The sequence below is a fragment of the Aeromicrobium sp. genome, assembly GCF_049587115.1.
Classification (GTDB): domain Bacteria; phylum Actinomycetota; class Actinomycetes; order Propionibacteriales; family Nocardioidaceae; genus Aeromicrobium.
In genome coordinates, this window is the sequence record NZ_JBAVDI010000094.1 from 1 (window position 1) to 20,534 (window position 20,534).

General features: G+C 66.9%; 21 protein-coding genes and 1 other RNA gene. 6 read left to right on the forward strand and 16 right to left on the reverse strand.

Annotated features, from left to right (window positions below; all coding sequences use genetic code 11):
- Positions 1–63: 63 nt before the first annotated feature.
- The gene (locus WB461_RS09065) at positions 64–534 is read right to left on the reverse strand and encodes a histone H1-like repetitive region-containing protein (RefSeq protein WP_423852410.1); all 471 of its coding nucleotides are present in this window, start codon (positions 532–534) and stop codon (positions 64–66) included.
- Between the two features lie 3 nt (positions 535–537).
- Positions 538–1,548, reverse strand: a complete 1,011-nt coding sequence (locus tag WB461_RS09070; protein WP_423852411.1) for an OmpA family protein — start codon at positions 1,546–1,548, stop codon at positions 538–540.
- A 110-nt stretch (positions 1,549–1,658) separates the two neighbouring features.
- On the opposite strand from WB461_RS09070, the gene WB461_RS09075 reads away from it, so the two are divergent.
- The gene (locus WB461_RS09075; RefSeq protein ID WP_423852412.1) at positions 1,659–6,203 is read left to right on the forward strand and encodes an ATP-dependent helicase; all 4,545 of its coding nucleotides are present in this window, start codon (positions 1,659–1,661) and stop codon (positions 6,201–6,203) included.
- Entirely contained in the window at positions 6,196–6,975 is a 780-nt protein-coding gene (locus WB461_RS09080; RefSeq protein ID WP_423852413.1) for a DNA-formamidopyrimidine glycosylase family protein, read from the forward strand. The genes WB461_RS09075 and WB461_RS09080 overlap by 8 nt, the downstream gene beginning before the upstream one ends.
- A gap of 3 nt (positions 6,976–6,978) precedes the next feature.
- Here the strand turns inward: WB461_RS09080 and WB461_RS09085 are convergent, their stop codons facing one another.
- Positions 6,979–8,463: a flavin-containing monooxygenase gene (locus WB461_RS09085; RefSeq protein ID WP_423852414.1), complete on the reverse strand. Its 1,485-nt coding sequence runs from the start codon at positions 8,461–8,463 to the stop codon at positions 6,979–6,981.
- A 106-nt stretch (positions 8,464–8,569) separates the two neighbouring features.
- Between WB461_RS09085 and WB461_RS09090 the strand changes: the two genes are divergently transcribed.
- A complete protein-coding gene (locus WB461_RS09090) occupies positions 8,570–9,199 on the forward strand; it encodes a vitamin K epoxide reductase family protein (RefSeq protein ID WP_423852415.1) in 630 nt (209 codons plus the stop codon).
- A gap of 9 nt (positions 9,200–9,208) precedes the next feature.
- Here the strand turns inward: WB461_RS09090 and WB461_RS09095 are convergent, their stop codons facing one another.
- Positions 9,209–9,499: a 4a-hydroxytetrahydrobiopterin dehydratase gene (locus WB461_RS09095; RefSeq protein WP_423852416.1), complete on the reverse strand. Its 291-nt coding sequence runs from the start codon at positions 9,497–9,499 to the stop codon at positions 9,209–9,211.
- Between the two features lie 149 nt (positions 9,500–9,648).
- Between WB461_RS09095 and WB461_RS09100 the strand changes: the two genes are divergently transcribed.
- Positions 9,649–10,479, forward strand: coding sequence for a class I SAM-dependent methyltransferase (locus WB461_RS09100; protein WP_423852417.1), 831 nt, complete (start codon positions 9,649–9,651; stop codon positions 10,477–10,479).
- 61 nt (positions 10,480–10,540) lie between these two features.
- Here WB461_RS09100 and ssrA read toward each other — a convergent pair.
- From ssrA to ftsE, 7 genes are all read right to left on the reverse strand, one after another.
- Positions 10,541–10,910, reverse strand: a transfer-messenger RNA (tmRNA) gene (gene ssrA, locus WB461_RS09105).
- Between the two features lie 100 nt (positions 10,911–11,010).
- Positions 11,011–12,399, reverse strand: a complete 1,389-nt coding sequence (locus WB461_RS09110; RefSeq protein WP_423852418.1) for an MFS transporter — start codon at positions 12,397–12,399, stop codon at positions 11,011–11,013.
- Positions 12,396–13,271 carry an amidohydrolase family protein gene (locus WB461_RS09115; RefSeq protein ID WP_423852419.1) on the reverse strand — a complete coding sequence of 292 codons (876 nt, stop codon included), beginning with the start codon at positions 13,269–13,271 and terminating at the stop codon, positions 12,396–12,398. The genes WB461_RS09110 and WB461_RS09115 overlap by 4 nt, the downstream gene beginning before the upstream one ends.
- 2 nt (positions 13,272–13,273) lie before the next feature.
- Positions 13,274–13,747, reverse strand: a complete 474-nt coding sequence (gene smpB / locus WB461_RS09120; protein WP_364634862.1) for an SsrA-binding protein SmpB — start codon at positions 13,745–13,747, stop codon at positions 13,274–13,276.
- 9 nt (positions 13,748–13,756) lie between these two features.
- A complete protein-coding gene (locus WB461_RS09125) occupies positions 13,757–15,031 on the reverse strand; it encodes a peptidoglycan DD-metalloendopeptidase family protein (RefSeq protein ID WP_423852420.1) in 1,275 nt (424 codons plus the stop codon).
- 83 nt (positions 15,032–15,114) lie between these two features.
- Positions 15,115–16,029, reverse strand: coding sequence for a permease-like cell division protein FtsX (gene ftsX, locus WB461_RS09130; protein WP_423852421.1), 915 nt, complete (start codon positions 16,027–16,029; stop codon positions 15,115–15,117).
- Between the two features lie 8 nt (positions 16,030–16,037).
- Positions 16,038–16,727 carry a cell division ATP-binding protein FtsE gene (gene ftsE / locus WB461_RS09135; RefSeq protein ID WP_423852422.1) on the reverse strand — a complete coding sequence of 230 codons (690 nt, stop codon included), beginning with the start codon at positions 16,725–16,727 and terminating at the stop codon, positions 16,038–16,040.
- A gap of 121 nt (positions 16,728–16,848) precedes the next feature.
- Here ftsE and WB461_RS09140 point away from each other — a divergent pair, with 121 nt between their 5' ends.
- On the forward strand, positions 16,849–17,424 hold the full coding sequence (locus WB461_RS09140) for a hypothetical protein (protein WP_423852423.1): 576 nt from the start codon (positions 16,849–16,851) through the stop codon (positions 17,422–17,424).
- Here the strand turns inward: WB461_RS09140 and prfB are convergent.
- Together prfB and WB461_RS09150 are read right to left on the reverse strand one after the other, a co-directional pair.
- The gene (prfB, locus tag WB461_RS09145) at positions 17,421–18,527 is read right to left on the reverse strand and encodes a peptide chain release factor 2 (RefSeq protein ID WP_423852424.1); all 1,107 of its coding nucleotides are present in this window, start codon (positions 18,525–18,527) and stop codon (positions 17,421–17,423) included. The genes WB461_RS09140 and prfB overlap by 4 nt on opposite strands.
- 22 nt (positions 18,528–18,549) lie before the next feature.
- Positions 18,550–18,732 carry a DUF5302 domain-containing protein gene (locus WB461_RS09150; protein ID WP_423852425.1) on the reverse strand — a complete coding sequence of 61 codons (183 nt, stop codon included), beginning with the start codon at positions 18,730–18,732 and terminating at the stop codon, positions 18,550–18,552.
- A 37-nt stretch (positions 18,733–18,769) separates the two neighbouring features.
- Between WB461_RS09150 and WB461_RS09155 the strand changes: the two genes are divergently transcribed.
- The gene (locus tag WB461_RS09155; protein WP_423852426.1) at positions 18,770–19,186 is read left to right on the forward strand and encodes an HIT family protein; all 417 of its coding nucleotides are present in this window, start codon (positions 18,770–18,772) and stop codon (positions 19,184–19,186) included.
- A gap of 7 nt (positions 19,187–19,193) precedes the next feature.
- Here WB461_RS09155 and WB461_RS09160 read toward each other — a convergent pair whose 3' ends face one another.
- Genes WB461_RS09160 through WB461_RS09170 form a run of 3 tightly spaced genes read right to left on the reverse strand, consistent with a single transcriptional unit; the run spans position 19,194 to position 20,409 of the window.
- Positions 19,194–19,592: a pilus assembly protein TadG-related protein gene (locus WB461_RS09160; RefSeq protein ID WP_423852427.1), complete on the reverse strand. Its 399-nt coding sequence runs from the start codon at positions 19,590–19,592 to the stop codon at positions 19,194–19,196.
- Positions 19,589–20,017: a hypothetical protein gene (locus WB461_RS09165; RefSeq protein WP_423852428.1), complete on the reverse strand. Its 429-nt coding sequence runs from the start codon at positions 20,015–20,017 to the stop codon at positions 19,589–19,591. Before WB461_RS09165 ends, WB461_RS09160 begins: the two co-directional genes overlap by 4 nt.
- Entirely contained in the window at positions 20,014–20,409 is a 396-nt protein-coding gene (locus WB461_RS09170; protein ID WP_423852429.1) for a TadE/TadG family type IV pilus assembly protein, read from the reverse strand. Before WB461_RS09170 ends, WB461_RS09165 begins: the two co-directional genes overlap by 4 nt.
- Positions 20,410–20,534 lie beyond the last annotated feature (125 nt).

Sequence of the window (20,534 nt, forward strand, 5' to 3'; positions counted from 1 at the left end):
ACTTCATGCCGCCAGCATGCACCATCGACGAAGCCGCAAGCTGTATCGCCACGGGCGGCCTGTTCAGGTGTCGTCGATTGTTCCGAGCTCTGGCGCTTCGGGCGGGACAGCGGCGGTCGAACCGAACGGCGGAACGACCGGAGGCTCGCTCGCAGCGGCCTTCTTGGCCGGTGCCTTTTTGGCCGGCGCCTTCTTGGCCGGGGTCTTCTTCGCAGGGGCTTTTTTGGCGGGCGCCTTCTTGGCCGGGGTCTTCTTCGCGGGCGCCTTCTTCGCGATCGCCTTCTTCGCGATCGCCTTCTTCGCGGGCGCCTTCTTCGCGGGCGCCCTCGCCACCGTCACGTAGGTGTCCGTCGGTGCACCGCCCGGCTCGTCGTCGTGGATCGACGGGGAGCCAGCGACCCAGCCTCCCGCAGCCTTCTGGGCATCGTGGAGCCTGCGCCCCCACAGCTCGTGCAGAAGCCAGCCCAGGACCAGGCCCAGCACGGCCGCAAGCACGAGCCACACAACGATCTCACCGAGCGTGTAACGAGACATGGCTCAACCTCTCTTCACGATGAACTCGACCCGGCGGAGCTGGGCACCTTCCGGATCGGCCGGTGATCTCGGGTCGGATCCGTACACCCTGACGTCGATTCGATCGGCGGCGACGCCCTCCTGGACCAGACGCTCCTTGACGGCTGCGGCCCTGGCGAGCCCCAGTCGGGCGTTCGCGATCACGTCCATCGGGCCGGTGTCGCTGGCGACCACGAGGTCGACTCGTTGATTGCGGCGCAGCACGTCCGCGACAGCGTCAAGTGTGCGCGCGTGATCCTTGTTGAGGGTCGACCCCCGCCCGGAGAAGATCAGTGCCGACACATTGAGCACGGTGGCGTCGATAGTGGAGAGCCCACCCGGAACGACATCCAGCCGGTTGAGCAGACGCAGGTCAGGGACAGTCGACCGGACCCGCCGTCTGATCCGATCCACACCGGCTGCGCTCTCGATCGAGCCGGACACGGTGATCGTGCCGGACCCGTCGACACGGAGCCGGAGCCTCTTGACGCCGGCGAGCTCGCCGAGCAGTTCGGGGATGCGGTCGACCCAGGAGGCCGCGCCGAGATTCCGGTCGATCGTCAGATCTCCCTTGACCCGAACCGCGAAGATCTCGGCGACGGCCACCTTGATCCCGGCGGCCGCGTCCGGATCCGGCACGGCGCCCAGCAGCGTGACGCCGGTCGCGGTCCGAGCCAGGTCGAGCCTCGCGACAGGTGTCGGCAGTGCCCGTCTCGGAGCTGCCCGGACGACATCCACACGGCGGACGCCATCAACGGTCGCGACGACCACCCGCGCCGTGGTCAGATCGCGGGGGGTGCCGCCACTGATCTCGGCCTCTCGCCCGCGGAACTGGACGGCAACGCCGGACAGCCCTGCGGCCATCAGGGCCCGCTCGGACGCCGATCGCAGATCTGCAGCGGTCGATCTCGCACCGACCAGCGCACCGATGACGATGACCCCGACAAGCATGGCCGCGACGAACGCGGCAAGGCTCTTGAGCCTCTTGTCCGACACTCCCGCTCCCCACCTGCCATGCCTCCGACGAACATTCAGACTATCGCCCGCTCGATGCGACGAACAGGCAGTCGCAAGCGGATGTCAGTGGTGGCTGCGACGATGGAATCATGAGCGGCCCGCTGAGCAGATTCGCCCCGGCCACTCGTCAGTGGTTCTCGGAGTCATTCGACACGCCGACGCCCGCCCAGCTGGGCGCGTGGGATGGCGTCGCCGGCGATGAGCACGTCCTGGTCGTCGCCCCGACCGGATCAGGCAAGACCCTCGCGGCGTTCCTGTCCTCGATCGACCGGCTGATGCACGCAGGTGAGTCCACCGGCACCCGGGTCCTGTACATCTCCCCCCTGAAGGCGCTCGCGGTCGATGTCGAGCGCAACCTGCGGTCCCCGCTGGTCGGCATCACCCGGGCGGCGGCCCGGCTCGGCGACGATTTCCGCGAGGTGTCGGTGGGCGTGCGCTCGGGAGACACCACGCCCCGCGACCGACGTGCACTCGTGGCACATCCGCCCGACATCCTCATCACGACGCCCGAGTCCCTGTTCCTGATGCTGACCTCTGCAGCTCGGGAGACGCTGCGCACCGTCGACACCGTGATCATCGACGAGATCCACGCGGTCGCGGGGACCAAGCGCGGCGCCCACCTCGCGCTGTCGCTCGAGCGGCTCGACGCACTGCTGCCGCAACCCGCTCGCCGCATCGGCCTGAGCGCGACGGTCCGACCGCACGACGAGGTGGCACGATTCCTGGCTGGTTCTGCCAACGTCACCGTCGTCGCGCCAAATTCGCCGACCCGTCTGGCACTGGAGGTCGAAGTGCCGGTCGACGACATGACCCAGATCCCCGCGGTGCGCCGAGATGAGGGCAGCGGTGCCCGATCGCTGCAGGACGAGCAGCCTCGCGGCAGCATCTGGCCGCACGTCGAAGAAGCCGTGATGCATCGAGTGCTCGCTCACCGCTCGACGATCATCTTCGTCAACTCCCGTGGCGTCGCTGAGCGGCTCACGGCGCGCCTCAACGAGGCCTACGCGGCGCACATCGACGACACCGCGGAGCCAGCAGACTCCCGGCGACCGCCGGCGCAGCTCATGGGCGGGAGTGCGAAGACGTCCGGCACGGAGGCAGTCCTGGCGCGGGCCCACCACGGATCGGTCAGCAAGGAGCAGCGCGCCCTGATCGAGGACGAGCTCAAGTCCGGCCGCCTGCGGTGCGTCGTGGCCACCTCGAGTCTCGAGCTCGGCATCGACATGGGCGCCGTCGACCTCGTCGTCCAGGTGTCGTCGCCCCCTTCGGTGGCCAGCGGGCTGCAGCGAGTGGGGCGAGCAGGCCACCAGGTCGGCGAGATATCGCAAGGCGTCACGTTCCCGACGTCTCGTCAGGATTTGCTCGGTGCCGCCGTCACGACCTCGCGGATGCAACACGGCCTGATCGAACGCCTCGACGTCCCCGCCAACCCGCTCGACATCCTCGCGCAGCAGACCGTCGCCGTCACAGCGCTTGAATCGGTCGATGTCGAGGAGTGGTTCGACACGGTCCGCCGCAGCGCTCCGTTCGCGACGCTGCCTCGCTCGGCCTACGATGCGACGCTCGACCTTCTCTCAGGTCGATATCCGTCCGACGAGTTCGCCGAGCTTCGTCCACGCCTGATCTGGGACCGTGATGCCGGCACGATCACCGGCCGACCCGGAGCCCAGCGCCTCGCGGTGACCAGCGGGGGCACGATCCCCGACCGCGGCATGTTCTCGGTCAACCTCGCGGCTGGCACCGACGACACCGGCAGCCGCAAGGTCGGCGAGCTCGACGAGGAGATGGTCTACGAGTCGCGCATCAACGACGTGTTCGCGCTGGGTGCGACGAGCTGGCGAATCCAGGAGATCACCCACGATCGGGTCATTGTCACGCCCGCATTCGGGCAGCCGGCACGGCTCCCTTTCTGGAAGGGCGATGCGATCGGTCGCCCCTACGAGCTGGGTGAGGCGATTGGGGGATTCGTGCGTGAGGCGTCTGCCCTCACGCCAGACGAGCTCGCCGAGCGCATGTCGACACTGGGCCTGGACCGTCGTGCGTCGGACAATCTCGGCACCTACCTGCGGGATCAGCGGGAAGCGACCGGGCAGGTCCCCTCCGATCGCACCCTGCTGGTCGAACGCTTCCGTGACGAGCTCGGCGACTGGCGGGTCGTGCTGCACTCTCCGTTCGGGCGGCGGGTGCATGCCCCGTGGGCGCTGGCGGTCGGCGCACGCATCATCGAGCGATATGGCATGGACGGCTCGGTCGTCGCGAGCGACGATGGCATCGTTGCTCGCATTCCAGACACCGAGACCGAGCCACCGGGCGCCGAGCTGTTCGTGTTCGATGGCGACGAGCTCGACAGGATCGTCACCGAAGAGGTTGGCGGTTCGGCCCTGTTCGCCTCCCGTTTCCGCGAGTGCGCGGCACGGGCGCTGCTCCTGCCCCGCCGCAACCCCGGTTCCCGGGCACCGTTGTGGCAGCAGCGGCAGCGCTCGGCGCAGCTTTTGGACGTCGCTCGCAAGTACCCCGCATTCCCCATTCTTCTCGAGACCGCGCGCGAGTGCCTGCAGGACGTCTACGACCTCCCAGCCTTGATGGCGCTCACCCAGCGGCTGGCATCGCGCGAGGTCAGCATTGCCGAGGTCACGACCGAGCGTGCCTCCCCGTTCGCGCAGACTCTGCTGTTCGGCTACGTCGCGGCCTTCCTCTATGAAGGCGATACTCCATTGGCCGAGCGTCGCGCCTCCGCGCTGACCCTCGACCCGACCCTGCTGGCCGAGCTGCTGGGCCGTGCCGAGCTCCGCGAGCTGCTCGACCCCGAGGTCCTGGAGCACACCGAGCTCGAGCTGCAACGACTCACGCCCGATCGGCTCGCCAAGGACATCGAGGGGGTCGCCGACATGTTGCGCATGCTCGGCCCGTTGACGACTCCCGAGGTGACGGCTCGGCTCCGACCCGAGGGCGCGGCGCATGCGCAGACGTGGCTGACCGAGCTTCAAGAGGCCCGCCGGGCGATCGAGATCGCGATGGCCGGCGAGCTGCGCTGGGCCGTCGTCGAGGACGCCGGCCGGCTGCGCGACGCCCTCGGGGTGGTCGTGCCAGCCGGTATCTCCGAGGCGTTCCTCGAGGCCACCGCCGACCCGTTGACCGACCTGATCTCGCGGTACACCCGGACACACGGGCCATTCACCACCGAGGAGGTTGCCGCCCGATTCGGGCTCGGGAGCGCGGTCGCAGCTCAGGTACTGCGCCGACTCGCGCGCGACGGCCGGCTGACCGAGGGCGAGTTCCGACCACAGACCACCGGCAGCGAGTGGGTCGAGCCCGGTGTGCTGCGCCGGCTCCGCTCGCGTTCGCTGGCTGCCGCTCGACAGCAGGTCGAGCCGGTCGAGCCGTTGGCGTACGCGCGCTTCCTTCCCTCGTGGCAGGGGGTCGGCGGCACCCTGCGTGGGACGGACGGCGTGCTGTCGGCGATCGACCAGCTGGCCGGGTTGGCTCTGCCCGCCTCGGCCTGGGAGTCGCTCGTGCTCCCCGCTCGAGTTCGCGACTACTCCCCTGCGATGCTCGACGAGCTCACGACGGCCGGCGAGGTCATGTGGTCCGGCGCCGGTACATTGCCGGGCAACGATGGGTGGGTGCAGCTGCATCCCGCCGATCTGGTGTTGCGCGCCGCCGGGGCGCAGGAGATCGAGCCCGATGCGCTGCAGTCAGCGGTCATCGACGTCCTCGCCGGCGGAGGCGCCTTCTTGTTCCGCCAGCTTGCCGACGCCGTCGGCACCGACGACCACGGTGCGTTGACCCAGGCCATGTGGGATCTCGCCTGGGCTGGCCGGGTCAGCAATGACACCTTTGCACCGGTGCGCTCGCTGGTCGGTCGCGGTGGCGCGCACCGGACAACTCGGGCGACGCCACGCGCCCGCATTCACGGGCGTCGCACGCGATCGCCCCGGGTCGCGGCGCAGGGGCCGCCGACCGTCAGCGGCCGGTGGTTCGCGCTTGCCGAGACCACGGCGGATCCGACTGGCCGCCAGCTTGCCCGCACCGAAGCACTCGTGGGGCGCTACGGCGTCGTGACACGGGGATCGGTCATGGCCGAGCAGACTCCTGGAGGGTTTGCTGGCATCTATCGCGTGTTGCGCGAGCTGGAGCAGACCGGGGCCGTTCTTCGCGGCTACTACATCGAGACTCTCGGCGCTGCCCAGTTCGCTGCCTCCTCGACGGTAGACCGCATGCGTGGCCACGTCAGCGACGACGACCGACCGACCGACAGCCCCGCGCTGACGCTCGCGGCGACCGATCCGGCCAATCCGTACGGAGCCGCCCTCCCGTGGCCGGAGCGGCGCGCGGACGACGAGTCGAGCCGGCACCGGCCCGCCCGCAAGGCCGGCTCATTGGTCGTGCTGCACGATGGTCGGGCCGTCCTCTACCTGGAGCGCGGCGGGAAGAAGGTCCTCGTCCTCGACGAGGATCCGGCCCGACTCGCCGCAGCGGCCGCCTCCCTCGCGTCGACTGTCCGCGCACGACGGATCGGCCGACTCTCGATCGAAACCGCCGATGGGCGCCCAGTCTCGTCGACGGCCCTCGGCGCGGCGCTGCTCGAAGCCGGGTTCGAGCCGACGATCAAAGGACTGCGGCTCGATGCCTGAGGGAGACACGGTCTGGCGGACCGCGCACCATCTGCACGAGGCACTGGCCGGCCGGATGCTGACCCGCACCGACTTCCGCGTGCCGGCATTCGCGACCGTCGACCTCAGCGGCGAGGTCATCGACGAGGTCGTCAGCCGCGGCAAGCATCTGCTGATCCGGACTCCCAGGCACTCGATTCACTCACACCTCAAGATGGAGGGCGCGTGGCACGTCTACCGGCTCGGCGCGGACTGGCGTCGACCCGGCCACTCCGCTCGCGCCGTGCTCGACAACGATGAGTGGCAGGCGGTCGGCTACTCGCTCGGGATCCTCGAGGTGCTGGACCGGCAGGACGAATCATCCGCGGTCGGACACCTCGGTCCCGACCTCCTTGGCCCGGATTGGAATCTCGACGAAGCCGTGCTTCGGGTCAGCGCCGATCCCGAACGACCGGTCTTCCTCGCGCTGCTCGATCAGCGCAACCTCGCCGGGTTCGGCAACGAGTACGTCAACGAGCTGCTCTTCCTGATGGGCTTGGCGCCGACCCGGCCAGTGGGTGAGGTCGCCGACGTGCAGCGGGTCCTGTCCCGAGGCCAACGCATGCTCGACGTCAACAAGTCTCGGGTCGAGCGCTCCTTCACCGGCAGCACACGACACGGTGAGGACCGTTGGGTCTACCGCCGCGAGCGGGCCCGCTGCCGCCGGTGCGGCACCCGGCTACGGCACGGCACGCTGGGCGATCGGCCGACGACCGAGCGCAACATGTTCTGGTGCCCGACCTGCCAGACGTGAGTCTCAGGCCGAGACCGAGGACCGCGAGCGCACTCCGAAGACCATGCTCTGCTCCAGATCGGTCCTGCGCATGTCGTACGAGTCGAGGAACCAGTTCTGACGGATCGTCCACGGCGAGGAATTGCCCTGCTTGGGCAGCGTGCTCGCGACCCGCTGGACGTAGCCCGAGGTGAGGTCGAGCAGCGGACGTTCGCTCCCGGCTGCGCCACTGGGATCAGGCATGCCGAAGTCGTATCCCTTGGCATCGAGGTGGTTGATGAGCTTGCAGACGTACTGCGACGTCAGATCCGCGCGCAGCGTCCACGAGGCGTTCGTGTAGCCGACACACCACGCGAGGTTGGGCAGGCCGCTGAACATCATTCCCTTGTAGACGTACAGCTCGTGCGGATCGATCGCCGCACCATCAACCTCCAGCGAGAGCTGACCGAAGGTGACGACCTGCAGGCCCGTCGCCGTCACGATGATGTCCGCGTCGAGGTGCTCTCCGGACTCCAGCTCGATTCCGGCAGGGGTGATCTGTTTGATGTGCCCGGTCGCGATGGAGGCCTTGCCCTGGCGCAAGGAACGGAACAGGTCGCCGTCCGGGACGATGCACAGACGCTGGTCCCATGGGCCGTACGTCGGCGAGAAGTGAGTGTCGACGTCATATCCCTCGGGCAGCTGCTTGCGGACTCCCTTGAGCAGGAGCTTGCGCGAGGCCGTGGGGAAGCGTTGGCAGAACTGGTACATGCCGACCGAGAAGCCGGCGTTGATCCGCCTGATGGTGCGGTGGGCGAGGCCATCCGGCAGCGTCTTGCGCAGGAAGTCGGCGACCTTGTCGGTGGCCGGGAGGCCCATGACGTACGAGGGGGAGCGCTGCAGCATCGTGATGTGCTCGACGTCATCGGCCATCGATGGCACGAGGGTCACTGCGGTGGCACCGCTTCCGACGACGACGACCTTCTTGCCCGCGTAGTCCAGATCGGTGGGCCACTGCTGCGGGTGGATGACCTGTCCCTCGAAGGACCCGATGCCGGGAAATTCCGGGGTGTAGCCCGCGTCGTAGCTGTAGTAGCCCGAGCACAGATAGAGGAAGTTCGCGGTCGCGACCGTCTCGGTCCCGTCCACCAGCGAGGTCACGGTCCATCGGGCATCGTCGCTGGACCACGACGCCGACACGACCCGGTGGCCGAAGCGAATGTGCGAGTCGATGCCGTAGTCGGCGGTCGCGCCCTCGATGTAGGTGCGGATGTCGTGACCGTCCGCGATCGACTTGGGGTTCTTCCACGGACGGTAAGGGAAGCTCAGGGTGTACATGTCCGAGTCCGACCGGATGCCCGGGTAGCGAAACAGGTCCCAGGTGCCGCCCACCGCGTCGCGCGCCTCGAGGATCGCGTACGACTTGTCAGGGCACTCGGTCTGCAGGCGGTACGCCGCTCCTACGCCCGACAAACCCGCGCCCACGATGATGACGTCCACATGTCCTGCCGCCGCGCTGTTCGAACTCATGATGACCTTTCGGATACCGTTGGTATCTGGAACTCTAACTCACCGCAACCTCGCTGACCACTGATCCCTTGATGTGATCTTGCGGGCGGACCCTAGGATCACCGGTATGACTGAACAGGCCGCCGCAGACGCCCGGCATGATCACCTGGACTCCACCGCAGCTCCGCGCAACGACGCAAGCCCTGGCCTCGGCTGGCTGCTCGCCGTCGGCGGCGCCATCGGACTCCTGTCGGCCGCGATCCTGATCATCGAGAAGATTCACTTCATCGAGAACCCGGACAAGGCGCTCAGCTGCGACGTCAATGCGTTCGTGAGCTGCGGCGGCGTCATCAACACTGATCAGGCGTCTGCCTTCGGCTTCCCGAACCCGCTGATCGGAGTCGCTTCTTTCGCGATCGTGGCGACTCTCGGCGTGCTGCTGATTGCCCGGGTGCGGCTGCCGGGCCTGGTGTGGCTGGGCCTGCAGGCCGGCGTGCTGTTCGGGATCGGCTTCGTCACCTGGTTGCAGTACCAGAGCATCTACGAGATCCAGAAGCTGTGCCCCTGGTGCATGGTGGTCTGGAGCGTCATGATCCCGATCTTCGTCTGGACCACCGCCCGCAACCTGCGTACCTACCTGCCCGCCAACCCGGTCAGCCGGTTCGTCTCCAACTGGACGTCGTTGATCGCGATCCTGTGGTTCGTCGCGGTCGCCTCGGCGATCTGGTTCAAGTTCGGCGCCGACCTCTGGGCCTAGTCAACTGCCCTATGACGCCGCATCGGCCACCCGATCCAGGACGGTCGCAAGCTGGATGTCGCGCGCCGTCACCCCACCGACGTCGTGGCTGCTCAGCCGAATGTCGACGCGGTTGTAGACATTGGTCCACTCAGGGTGATGGTCCATCTCCTCGATCGGTCCCGCCGCGCGGTTGATGAAGCCCAGTGCGGCGCGGAAATCGGCGAATTCGTACGTCCTGACGATCGCCTCGCCCTCCTGCGACCAGTTGGGCAGCGACTCGAGGGCTTGTTCGATCCGGGCATCGGTGTAGGCGGGCATACTCCGACGATACGTGCGGATCCTCGGTGAGTGCGCGAGATGGATCTTTCCAGCCCGCCATGGCAGGGGTATCTTCGTCGCACGGGACATCGGCGACGTCCCCGTTCGGGCCCCCTCCGCGTCCGAACGCAATGCCACCAGGAGGCCACGTGACAACCCCTGACGCGAACTTCATCGGACGCATTCCAGATCTCTACGACCAGCTGCTGGTACCGATGATCTTCCAGGGAGCGGCCGACCTGCTCGCCGATGCGGTGGCCGCGCTCGCTCCTGACGACGTGGTGGAGACGGCCGCCGGAACCGGCGTCCTCACCCGGGCGTTGGTCGACCGGCTGCCCGAGGCGCGGATCACCGCCACCGATCTCAACCCACCCATGCTGGACCGGGCACGACAGCGGTTCAGCGATCCCTCGATGGTCCAGTTTCAGCAGGCAGATGCCCTCGCGCTGCCATTCTCCGACGACTCTTTCGACGTCGTGGTCTGCCAGTTCGGCGTGATGTTCTTCCCCGATCGGATCGCCGGCCACCGCGAGGCGCGGCGCGTGCTGCGTCCGGGCGGGCATCTCGCGTTCAACGCGTGGGACGACGTCGAGCACAACGAGATTCCCGGGGTCATCGAGGCGGCGCTCTTCGACGCCGTTCCCGACCCCGCACTGACCTTCATGAGCCGCACCCCGCACGGGTACTTCGACCCCGACCTGATCCGTGCGGATGTCGAGGCTGCCGGGTTCACGACACTGTCGCTGGAGCCCGCCGAAGGAATCAGCCGTACGACCGCGGAGGAGGCGGCGCTGGCCTTCTGTCAGGGAACTCCGTTGTGCGGCGCCATCACGCAACAAGGCGACATGACGCCCGAGGAAGCCACGTCGATCGCGACGAAGGCGCTGCTGACCCACTATGGCACCGGGCCGATCGAGGGGCGTATCCGTTGGTACCAGATCCTCGCGACGCCGAACAACGGCGAGACCCCGCCCGCGTGACCACTTTGCCTCCGGACAATGAGGAAGACCCCCAACCGAAACCGGTGGGGGTCTTCATCGTGTGTGGAGCTGCGGGGAATCGAACCCCGGTCCTATGGCGCTGAATCAGGGCTTCTCCGGGTGCAGTCCGTCTAGTCGCTTTTCTCAGCCCCGGCACTCGAACGGACGCGTCGCCGACAGGCTCAGTCGCAGAAAAGTCCCGACCACACGCTGCGACGCCGTGTGATCAGCAAGTCCCCTAAATGAGACTGGCGATCCGGAGCGGGAACGCCCCCGGGCCAGCCCTTCACCTATCGCTTAAGCAGCGAGGGTGAAGTCAGTGCGCTTTGAATCGGCACTTGTTGGTTTCCAGAGATCGTTTAAGAGATAACCCTGGATCCTCTACCCGCTTCACCTGAATCGAACGACCTTAGTCGAAACCGATCAGCCCCTCTTGAGTTGTCAATCGCTGCCGAAGCAACAACTTCATCCTACTCCTTCACAACGACGAATCCGCCTGCGTAATTCCTGACCGCTGTTTCTCGTAGCCGCTCAATCGGTTTGCACCGCCGCTGGACTGACCTTCGGGCCGTGGATCAGCGCCGCGGCGAATGCCGAGGCGATGGCCAACATGCCGGCGCAGATCAGCATGCCGGTGCGGAATCCAGGGTCGAACACCGCCGGGTCGGCAAAGTCCCGCCCCGAGATGCCAGCGATCGGGGGAACCGCCGCAACAGCCAGGAGCGACGCAGTGCGGGCTACGGCATTGTTGATGCCCGAGGCCACGCCGGTCTGGGTCACGGGCGCGGCTGCCAGGACCGCCGTGGTCAGCGGCGCCACCAGGATCGTGATGCCAGCGCCGAAGACAGCAGATGCCGGGAGCACGTCGGTCCAGAAACTCGCGTCCGCACCGATCCGCAGCATCAGCAGCAGGCCAGCGGCGGCGATCAGCGGGCCGAGGGTCATGGGCCAACGCGGGCCAACCCGTGAGCCGAGCGCACCTGCCTTTGACGCGAACAGCACCATGGTGATCGTCAGCGGCACGGTCGCCAGTCCTGCGACGAGCGGCGAGAATCCCGAGACGTACTGCAGCTGCTGCACCAGCAGGAACAGGGCAGCGCCCAGTGCACCGTATATCGCGAAGGTGCAGATGTTCGCGGCCGTGAAGACCCGATCGGTGAACAAGCTGAGTGGCACCAGCGCATGCGGGGTGAGCCTTTGATGGATCACGAACACGACCATCAGGACGGCGCCGGTGAGGCCCCAGGTCCACGACTTCTCCACCAGTCCATACGTGAGCGCGGCCAGACTGAGCGCCGTCAGGCCTGCCCCGCCGTAGTCGATCTTGCCCTGGTCGCCCGTCGTCTCCGGCACGTGGCGGACGGCGATCCACACGACGATCACAGCCAGCGGCAGATTGATCCAGAAGATCCCGCGCCATCCTGTGGTGTCAACGAGCCAGCCCCCGACCAGGGGCCCGATCGCGGTGGTCACGCCGGCCAACCCGGACCACGCGCCGATCGCTGGTCCCCTGTCCTGGGGTGCGAACGAGGCCGAGATGATCGACAGGCTCCCCGGGGTCAACAGCGCGGCCCCGATGCCCTGCAATCCCCGAGCCGTGATCAGCACCTCGACCGTGGGCGCCAGGGCACACAGCAGCGACGAGGCGGCGAACCAGACGACGCCGGTGACGAACACCTTCCGTCGGCCGAGCCGGTCCCCCAGCGAACCCCCGACGAGTATCAGAGCGGCCAGCGTCAGCGTGTACGCGTTGACGATCCACTGGACCCCGGCGGCACCCGCGTCGAGGTCGGCATTCATAGCCGGCAGGGCCAGACCCACGACCGATCCGTCGAGAAAGGCCATGCCGGAGCCGAGAATCATCGCCGTCAGGAGCCACCTCCCTTGCGGTGTGCCGAGCCGGATGGTTCCGGCGCTCATCCCGACACTCCGAACAGCTCCGAACCGTTGTGCCACAGGACGCTCCGCATCCAGTCGTCCCCGAGATCCAGCCGCTGCAACGCCTCCACCTGGTGGACGTACGGGTACGGGATGTTGGGAAAATCGGTGCCGAACAGGATCTTGTCCTGCAGGTCACGGAGGCGGGGTACGACATCGGTGTGCGTCGGGGGTCCCCAGAAGTCTACGAAGGCCATCGTGGTGTCGAGTCGCACCTGCTCGTGCTGCTCCGCCAGGTCGAGGAACTCCGCGATCTCCGGCATTCCCAGATGGGCGATGACCAGCGCGAGCCCGGGATGTCTGGACAGCACGTCGGCGACCTTCGACGGCCCCGTGTGATCGCCGGGGGTTGGCCCGGAGCCGGCGTGCAGGACGATCGGCGTGCCGCTCGCGGCCAGCGCCTCCCAGACGGGATCCAGCAAGGGGTCGTTGGGCGCAAAGTTACCGACCTGGACGTGCACCTTGAAGACCTCGACGCCGTCAGCGATGAGCTCGGGCACATACGTGGCGGCCTCCGGCTCGGGGTAGAACGTGGCCGAACGCAGTGAGTCGGGCACCCGATCGGCGAACTCTGCCGTCCAGTCATTCATGAACGTCGCGATGCCCGGTCGGTGAGCGTAGGACAGCGCGGAGAATCTGCGCACACCCATGGCGCGCAGCTGCTCGACCCGTTCGTCATCGCTGCCGCGATATCTGATCGGCCAGGCGCGTCCGAGCAGTGGTCCGGCGGAATCGAAGTAGGCCCACACCTTGGCGAGGATCGCCGGCGGCATGAAATGGGTGTGGACGTCGATGAGTCCGGGAAGCCCGAGCGCGTGAAGCACGGCAGGCAGGTCTCCGTCCTCCAGCGCCACGCCTACATTCCTTTGAGTCGGCGTCCGAGGTCGCGCTCGGCCTCGCGGGTTGCGTCGCGCTCGGCGATCGCGTGTCGCTTGTCGTAGGTCTTCTTGCCCTTCGCGAGGGCGATCTCGACCTTGGCCCTGCCGTCCTTGAAGTACAGCGAGAGCGGGATGATCGTCAGCCCCTTCTCGCTCGTGCGCCGCTCGATCCGGTCGATCTCCTGGCGGTTGAGCAACATCTTGCGCCGTCGGCGAGTCTCGTGATTCGTCCACGTGCCCTGCGTGTATTCCGGGATGTGGACGTGCAGCAGCCAGGCTTCGCCCCGCTCGATCTCGCCGAACCCGTCGACCAGGGATGCGCGACCAGCACGCAACGACTTCACCTCGGTGCCTGTGAGGACCAGACCGGCCTCAAAGGTGTCCTCGATGTGATAGTCGTGGCGCGCCTTCTTGTTCTGCGCAACAAGCTTGCGCCCGGTTTCCTTGGCCACCCGGAAAGGTTACAGCCAGCCCGCTGGGTTCACGGTGTAGCCGTTGGTGATGACCATGAAGTGCAGGTGGCAGCCAGTCGAGTAGCCCGTCGAGCCGACGTAGCCGATGACCTGTCCACGCGAGACCCGTGACCCCGTGCCGCGGGCGAAGCCGGACAGGTGGTTGTAGGTCGTGACAACGCTCTTGCCGCGCTTGATGCCGTTGGCGAGGATGATCCGGTTTCCGTAGCCGCCGTTGTAGTACTGCTGAATGATCGTGCCGCTCGCGGCGGCCCGAACCGGGGTGCCGCAGCCAACGCCGAAGTCGGTGCCGTCGTGCAGTTTGTAGACACCCGTCACGGGGTGCACACGCATGCCGTAGCTCGAGGTGATGGGCCCATTGACCGGATAGGACAACGTCCCGCCGCCGTCGCCGCCGGAGCTGCTGCCTCCGCCGCCACGCTTGCGCTTCCTGGCGAGCTCCTGGGCCGCGAGGGCGCGGAGCTTGGCGCTGAGGGACTCACGTTCGCGGACCAGCTTGCGGTACTCGACTTCGTCCTTCCTGCGCTCCACCGCGGCTGAACCGCGGGCCTTCTCACGTGTCGCGACGAGGTCGCCGACGACCGCCGCCTGGCGCTCCGCCGACGCCTCGAGATTTTGCTTGCTGACCAGGTTGGCCGCAGCCTGGCGGCGCTGCTCCGCGACCCTGTCGCGCAGCGCTCTGACCTTTCGGCGATCCAGCTTGAGAATGACCTTCGTCGCCGCAAGGTTCTGCATCGTCGCGACTTGTGCGTCACTGACGGAGTCGTTGAGGTTCATCTCCTCGGTGAATGTCGTCGGGTCGTCGCCGCGCAGCAGTCCACTGAATGCGCGCATGCCCCGATCGCCCTGCTGCAGATTCTCGACGGTGAACTGCTCGACCGCCCCCTCGGACTTGGCCAGCTGCGCCGCGCCCTTCTTCAGTTTGGCTATCGCGGCGGCGAGATCGGCCTCGGAGGCCGCGAGCTTGGCCTGCATCTGCTCGTCCAGCGCCTGTGCCACCGCGAGGGCTCCCCGGGTCTGGCCGAGCTTGGCCTCCGCGCCGGCCAACTTCTTCTGCGCGGCCTTGAGAACCGAGACGGCGGTCGCGTACTTCTCGCTGGAGTGATCGAGATCCTCCTTGGCGCCGCCGATCTGCCCGCTGACACCCCGCTTCTGTCTCTCCAGATCGCCCTTCTTGTCCGCGAAGGACGGTGCTGAAAGGGTGGCGACAAGAGCGGTCGCGAGCAGCGCTGCCGTCAGCGCCTTGCGAGAGATGGAGAACATGACCTCGACTTTGGGGGAAGTTTCCTCACGGAGCTGAGGACTGTCGATCGTGAAGTGTCAACCTCCACTTTAAGGTACGAGCCTCATACGTCAAGGTATTTACGGGTCATCACGAGTGTCGGGACCAGCGCGAGCACCAGTGCGAGCACCGTCGTGAGTCCTGCCACCACGAAAGCCTCGTGCCAACCGACCCACGTCGTGATCTGCCCCAAGGTGTCACGCAGGTAGCCGTAGACCACGAAGTAGGTGAAGGCCGCGAGGCCGGCCGCAGCGAGCGCCGCCGAGATCAGGGCAGCAATCAGCGACTCCAGGACGAATGGCAGCTGGATGTGCCAGCTCGATGCGCCCACGAGTCGCATGATGCCGATCTCCCGCCGTCGGGCGTACGCGGTCATGCGGATGGTGTTCGACACCTGCAGGATCGCCGCGAAGATCAGCAGCAACGAGGTGGCGATCGCCGCGTACTGCATCTTGCTGAGCGCGCTGAACAGCGGCCCCAGGAGCTTCTTGAGTGAGTTGACGTTGCCGACTCCGTCCATGCCGGACACCTGGCTGACCACGCCGTCGAACTTGTTGGCGTCCTTGAGCGTCACGAAGTACGACTCGGGGAACGAGTCGGGCCCGAGAGTCTCCAGCGCCTTGCGGCCGGTCTCGGACTGTCCCAGCAGTGCCCGCGCGCGACTGAAGTTGTCAGCCGGGGTGCGGACCTCGTACGACTTGACCTCGGGATTGGCCCGGATCGCGTCCTGGACTGCCGCCTTCTGATCGTCGGTCGCAACGCCACCGATGCAGTTCTGGCTCGGCGAGTTCTTGGTGCACAGGTTGACCTGCAGCTGAAGCTTGTCGCCGAAGTACTTCTCGGTTCGGTCCGCCTGGCTCTGGATCAGCAGGCCGAGCGCGGCCAGCAGCAGCGAGACCGTCATGGTGACGACCAACGAGATCGTCATGGACTTGTTGCGCGACAGGCTCTGGCCCAGCTCGCTCAAGGTGCTTCGCATCGCGCCTCCTAGTTCTGGTAGCCGTAGATGCCGCGGGCTTCGTCACGGATGATGAGCCCGTTGTCGAGCTCGATGACGCGCTTGCGCATCTGGTCGACGATCGACGAGTCGTGCGTCGCCATGACCACGGTGGTGTCGGTGCGATTGATCTGGTCGAGCAGCTTCATGATGCCGACACTGGTGTTGGGGTCGAGGTTGCCGGTCGGCTCGTCGGCGATGAGGATCATCGGCCGGTTGACGAAAGCACGGGCGACGGCCACTCGCTGCTGCTCGCCACCGGAGAGCTCGTCGGGCATGCGGTGGCCCTTGCCGTCCAGCCCCACCATCTCGAGGGTCTCGGGCACGAGCTTGTTGATCTCGCTGCGTGGCTTGCCGATGACCTGCAGCGCGAACGCGACGTTCTCCGTCACGGTCTTGTTCGGGAGCAGCCGGAAGTCCTGGAAGACGGTTCCGACCTGACGGCGCAGCTTGGGGACCTTCCAGCCGGAGAGCTTGTTGATCTCCTTGCCCGCGACATAGACGCGACCGCTGGTCGGGCGGGCCTCGCGCAGGATCAGCCGGAGGAAGGTCGACTTGCCCGAACCGGATGAGCCAACGAGGAAGACGAACTCGCCCTTCTCGATCTCCAGGTCGACGGCGTCGAGCGCAGCACGCTTCTGGCCGGGATAGGTCTTGGTGACCTTGTCGAATCGAATCACCCGTCGAGTCTAGGCAGGTCGGTCCACTGCCCGGGGAAGGCTCGCCCCTGCAGACCGCTGGGGCACGTGGTGTGAGACCTGCTCACGGGCAAATTGGAGGCGCTGCGGCTAGCGTGAACAAATGCGCCTTTCCCTGCCCGATCCCCGCGCCGCCCTGGGACTAGTGGACGAGATGACATCGGTCCTGCCACGTCTGCTTGCGCTCCTGACCATCGCCGAGCGCACTCTGGCCCGGGTGGACGGGCTACTCGATCGGATCGATGCAACCCGCGAGTCCGCCGATGCCGTGATCGAGCGGACCGACGTCACGGTGACCAAGGCGAACGCGTTGATCGTCCGGGCCGCCGGCACCCTCGGCAGCCTCGATCCGACTGTCGACCGCGCGCAAGGCCTCCTCGACTCCTTTGCTCCGGTCATCGACGAGCTCCAGCCGATCCTTGAGCGCCTCGTGAGGTCCACGAGCCCCGAGGAGGTCGCAGCCGTCGTCCGCCTGGTCGACCACATGCCGATGCTCGTCGACAAGCTGACCGAAGACATCCTCCCGATCATCGAAACCATGGGAACCGTGGCGCCCGACATCCACGACCTGCTCGACACGGCCCATGAGCTCAACGAGATGCTCGTGAAGATCCCCGGGATGGGCCGGATCAGACGGCGTGTTGACGAGCACCAGTCCGCCGAGGACTCGGAGGACTAGACGCCCTGTTCGCGCCGCCAGCGGATCCCGGCCTCGACGAAGTCGTCGATCTCGCCGTCGAGCACGCCCTGGGTGTTTCCGGTCTCGAACTCGGTCCGCAGGTCCTTGACCATCTGGTACGGGTTGAGGACGTAGTTGCGCATCTGGTCGCCCCACGAGGCCTGCACGTCACCGCGGAGCTCGTCGAGATGCGCTCGCTCCTCGGCCTTCTTGAGCGCCAGCAGCTTGGCCTTGAGAATCACCATCGCACTGGCCTTGTTCTGCAGCTGGCTCTTCTCGTTCTGGCAGCTCACGACTGTCCCCGTGGGGATGTGGGTCAGGCGTACCGCGGAGTCGGTCGTGTTGACACTCTGGCCGCCTGGTCCGGACGACCGGAAGACGTCGACCCGGACATCCTCCTCGGGCAGGTCGATCTCGTCGGTCTCCTCGAGCACCGGCACGACCTCGACCGCTGCGAACGATGTCTGCCGCCGGCCCTGGTTGTCGAATGGGGAGATACGGACCAGGCGGTGGGTTCCGGCCTCGACCGACAGCGTGCCGTAGGCGTACGGTGCCTTGACCGCGAACGTCGTGGACTTGATCCCGGCTTCTTCGGCGTACGACGTGTCGTAGACCTCGACGGAGTAGCCGTGGCGCTCGGCCCAACGGATGTACATGCGCTGCAGCATCAGCGCGAAGTCAGCGGCGTCGACGCCACCGGCGCCCGAGCGGATCGACACCAGTGCGTCACGCTCGTCGTACTCCCCCGACAGCAAGGTGCGGATCTCGAGGCTGTCGATGGCCTTCTGGACGCGGACGAGCTCGCGCTGCACCTCCACGGCGGCCTCGGAGTCACCCTCCTCGAGCGCCATCTCGTGCATGATCTCGATGTCGCCGAGTCGCTCGCGCAACCCGGTCACGCGTTCGACCTCGGCCTGCAGGACGGACAGTCGCCCGGTGACGCGCTGCGCGTTGGTCTGGTCGTCCCAGAGATCGGGTGCACCGACCTGCTCCTGCAGGTCGTCGATCTCCTTGCGAATCGCGTTGAGATCGAGGACCTTCTCGATCGAGGTCAGCGTCGCGTCGAGGGCCTTGGTCTGCTCTGTGAAGTCCGGTGTTGCCACCCGTCGAGGTTACAGGGGAACCTCAGATGCTCTTGCGGCGGAACTCCGGGGCCTGCGTCGGGCCGTTGGCACCGTGGGACTTGTCGCTGCCATCGTGCTCGGCACCCTCGGCGGTCGCATGGTGCTGGTTCTTCTTCTTCGCCAGCGCCTCACGGAACTTGGCCTTCATGTCGGACTTCTGGTCGTTGCCTTCTGAATCAGCCATGCGCCCACCTTAAGCCCAAGTGTGATGGGATCCATCCATGAGCGAGGAGTGCCTGTTCTGCGGAATCGTCGCCGGAACGGTACCGGCGTCCCTGATTCTCCAGACCGACGAGGTGGTCGGATTCCTCGATGTGCGACCGCTGTTCAAGGGCCACACCCTGCTGGTCCCCCGACAGCACGTCGTGACGCTTCCCGACCTGCCCAAGGAGCAGCTCGCGCCGCTGTTCTCGGCCACGCAACGCGTCGCGGACGCCATCACCGAGGGCCTGGACGCCCAGGGCACGTTTGTCGCGATGAACAACGTGGTTTCGCAGAGCGTCGCCCACCTGCACGTGCACGTCGTGCCGCGCACCAAGGGCGACGGTCTGCGGGGCTTCTTCTGGCCCCGCACGAAATATGCCGATGGCGAGGCCGAGTCATATGCCTCCCGTCTGCGCGCCGCTCTGGCCACGTGAGCCACGGTCAGTCGGCGATCCGGAGCTGTGACGTCGCCTCGGCGACGATGGTGGTCCGCGAGGTCCAGCCCGGCGGCGTCAGGGCCAGGCCAACGGTGCGTTCGAGGCGCACGTGCACCCGGTCACGGCGGGTGCTGACTGCCACGACCCGGATGCCAGCACCGGTCACGTACCGCCCGACCAACTGACGCGCTTCGGAGTCGGCGAGCCTGATCTCACCATGACGGTAGAACGCCTCGCGACTCAAGCCATCCGCCGCCACGAGCGCCGCTCCGTCTGCCACGTTGTCCAGCTGCTGGCGCTGCAGGAATGCGGCCGACACGTTGATCACGACCACCGCGAGCAGGCCGAGAAACATGAAGAACCCGATCGTCATGACAGTGATCTGACCGTCGTCGCGCCTCATCGTTCAGCCCGGAAGGTGCCGTACGGCTCGATGTGGGTGCTGTCGACCGCGATGCCGCCCAGCTGTGATCCTAGGGAGCTAGGCGTCAGCGGGAGTGGCTGGATGGTCTGTACGACAACCAGCACCGATGAGCCCGGCCGGAGGCAGTCGTGCGGTGTGGGCAGACAGCTGATCTGCACGCTCGCGCCGGAAAGTCCCTGGTCATCCATAGCAATCCGGGCGGTGAGCTGTGCGCGCCGTTCCCCCGTGGCAACATCCGGAGCCTGCAGGAACGCCCTCGCTGCCGACCGACTCGCGGTCGATACGCCGTACGACGCGCGTTGGGTGTCGAACACCGCAACCAAGACGTAGAGAAACGGCACCAGCAGGAGCAGCGAGAGCCAGATGAATTCGATCGTCGCAGTTCCATCGGCCTCATTCTTCACGGCTCAACCTGACGCACGGCGTGACCTTGGACCGTCACCGGTACGGCGGGACCGAACAGGCCCAAGGCCGGCACCCGAGCCCTGACCACGATCTCGATCCCAGGGACACCGCCCACCACGGCGCTCGTTGCCGTCACGTCGTCGGCATAGCGGTCAGCCAAGGCCTCGCTGATCAGTCGCTTCGCTCGCGCCGCACCATCTGCTGGCGTGGCGCCCAGAGGAGCCGCGGCACGCGCGCCCTCCGAGGCCGCGGCGGATGCGGTGTTGCGGACGTGCAGGACAAGCGCGACCTGCGCGACCCCCAGCACGAGCGGCACCAGCAAAACCATGATCAGCACGAAGTCGACCACCGCCGAGCCACGCTCGCGACGGGCCACGGAAGCGTTACGCACGGGTCAGCCTCCGACCGCCGACAGCGCCTGGGTCATCATCTGACGTAGTTGAGGGCCGGCGGCCGCCGTCAGGATCGCCACCAACCCCGCACTCATGACCGTGATCATGACCCAGCCGGGAACGT

Coding starts and splice junctions, on each gene's coding strand:
- WB461_RS09125 (WP_423852420.1), bottom strand. CDS start 15,031: ATGTTCTCCATCTCTCGCAAGGCGCTGACGGCAGCGCTGCTCGCGACC.
- WB461_RS09110 (WP_423852418.1), bottom strand. CDS start 12,399: ATGAGCGCCGGAACCATCCGGCTCGGCACACCGCAAGGGAGGTGGCTC.
- ftsX (WP_423852421.1), bottom strand. CDS start 16,029: ATGCGAAGCACCTTGAGCGAGCTGGGCCAGAGCCTGTCGCGCAACAAG.
- WB461_RS09160 (WP_423852427.1), bottom strand. CDS start 19,592: ATGAGGCGCGACGACGGTCAGATCACTGTCATGACGATCGGGTTCTTC.
- WB461_RS09090 (WP_423852415.1), top strand. CDS start 8,570: ATGACTGAACAGGCCGCCGCAGACGCCCGGCATGATCACCTGGACTCC.
- WB461_RS09155 (WP_423852426.1), top strand. CDS start 18,770: ATGAGCGAGGAGTGCCTGTTCTGCGGAATCGTCGCCGGAACGGTACCG.
- WB461_RS09065 (WP_423852410.1), bottom strand. CDS start 534: ATGTCTCGTTACACGCTCGGTGAGATCGTTGTGTGGCTCGTGCTTGCG.
- WB461_RS09095 (WP_423852416.1), bottom strand. CDS start 9,499: ATGCCCGCCTACACCGATGCCCGGATCGAACAAGCCCTCGAGTCGCTG.
- WB461_RS09140 (WP_423852423.1), top strand. CDS start 16,849: ATGCGCCTTTCCCTGCCCGATCCCCGCGCCGCCCTGGGACTAGTGGAC.
- WB461_RS09150 (WP_423852425.1), bottom strand. CDS start 18,732: ATGGCTGATTCAGAAGGCAACGACCAGAAGTCCGACATGAAGGCCAAG.
- WB461_RS09080 (WP_423852413.1), top strand. CDS start 6,196: ATGCCTGAGGGAGACACGGTCTGGCGGACCGCGCACCATCTGCACGAG.
- WB461_RS09075 (WP_423852412.1), top strand. CDS start 1,659: ATGAGCGGCCCGCTGAGCAGATTCGCCCCGGCCACTCGTCAGTGGTTC.
- WB461_RS09085 (WP_423852414.1), bottom strand. CDS start 8,463: ATGAGTTCGAACAGCGCGGCGGCAGGACATGTGGACGTCATCATCGTG.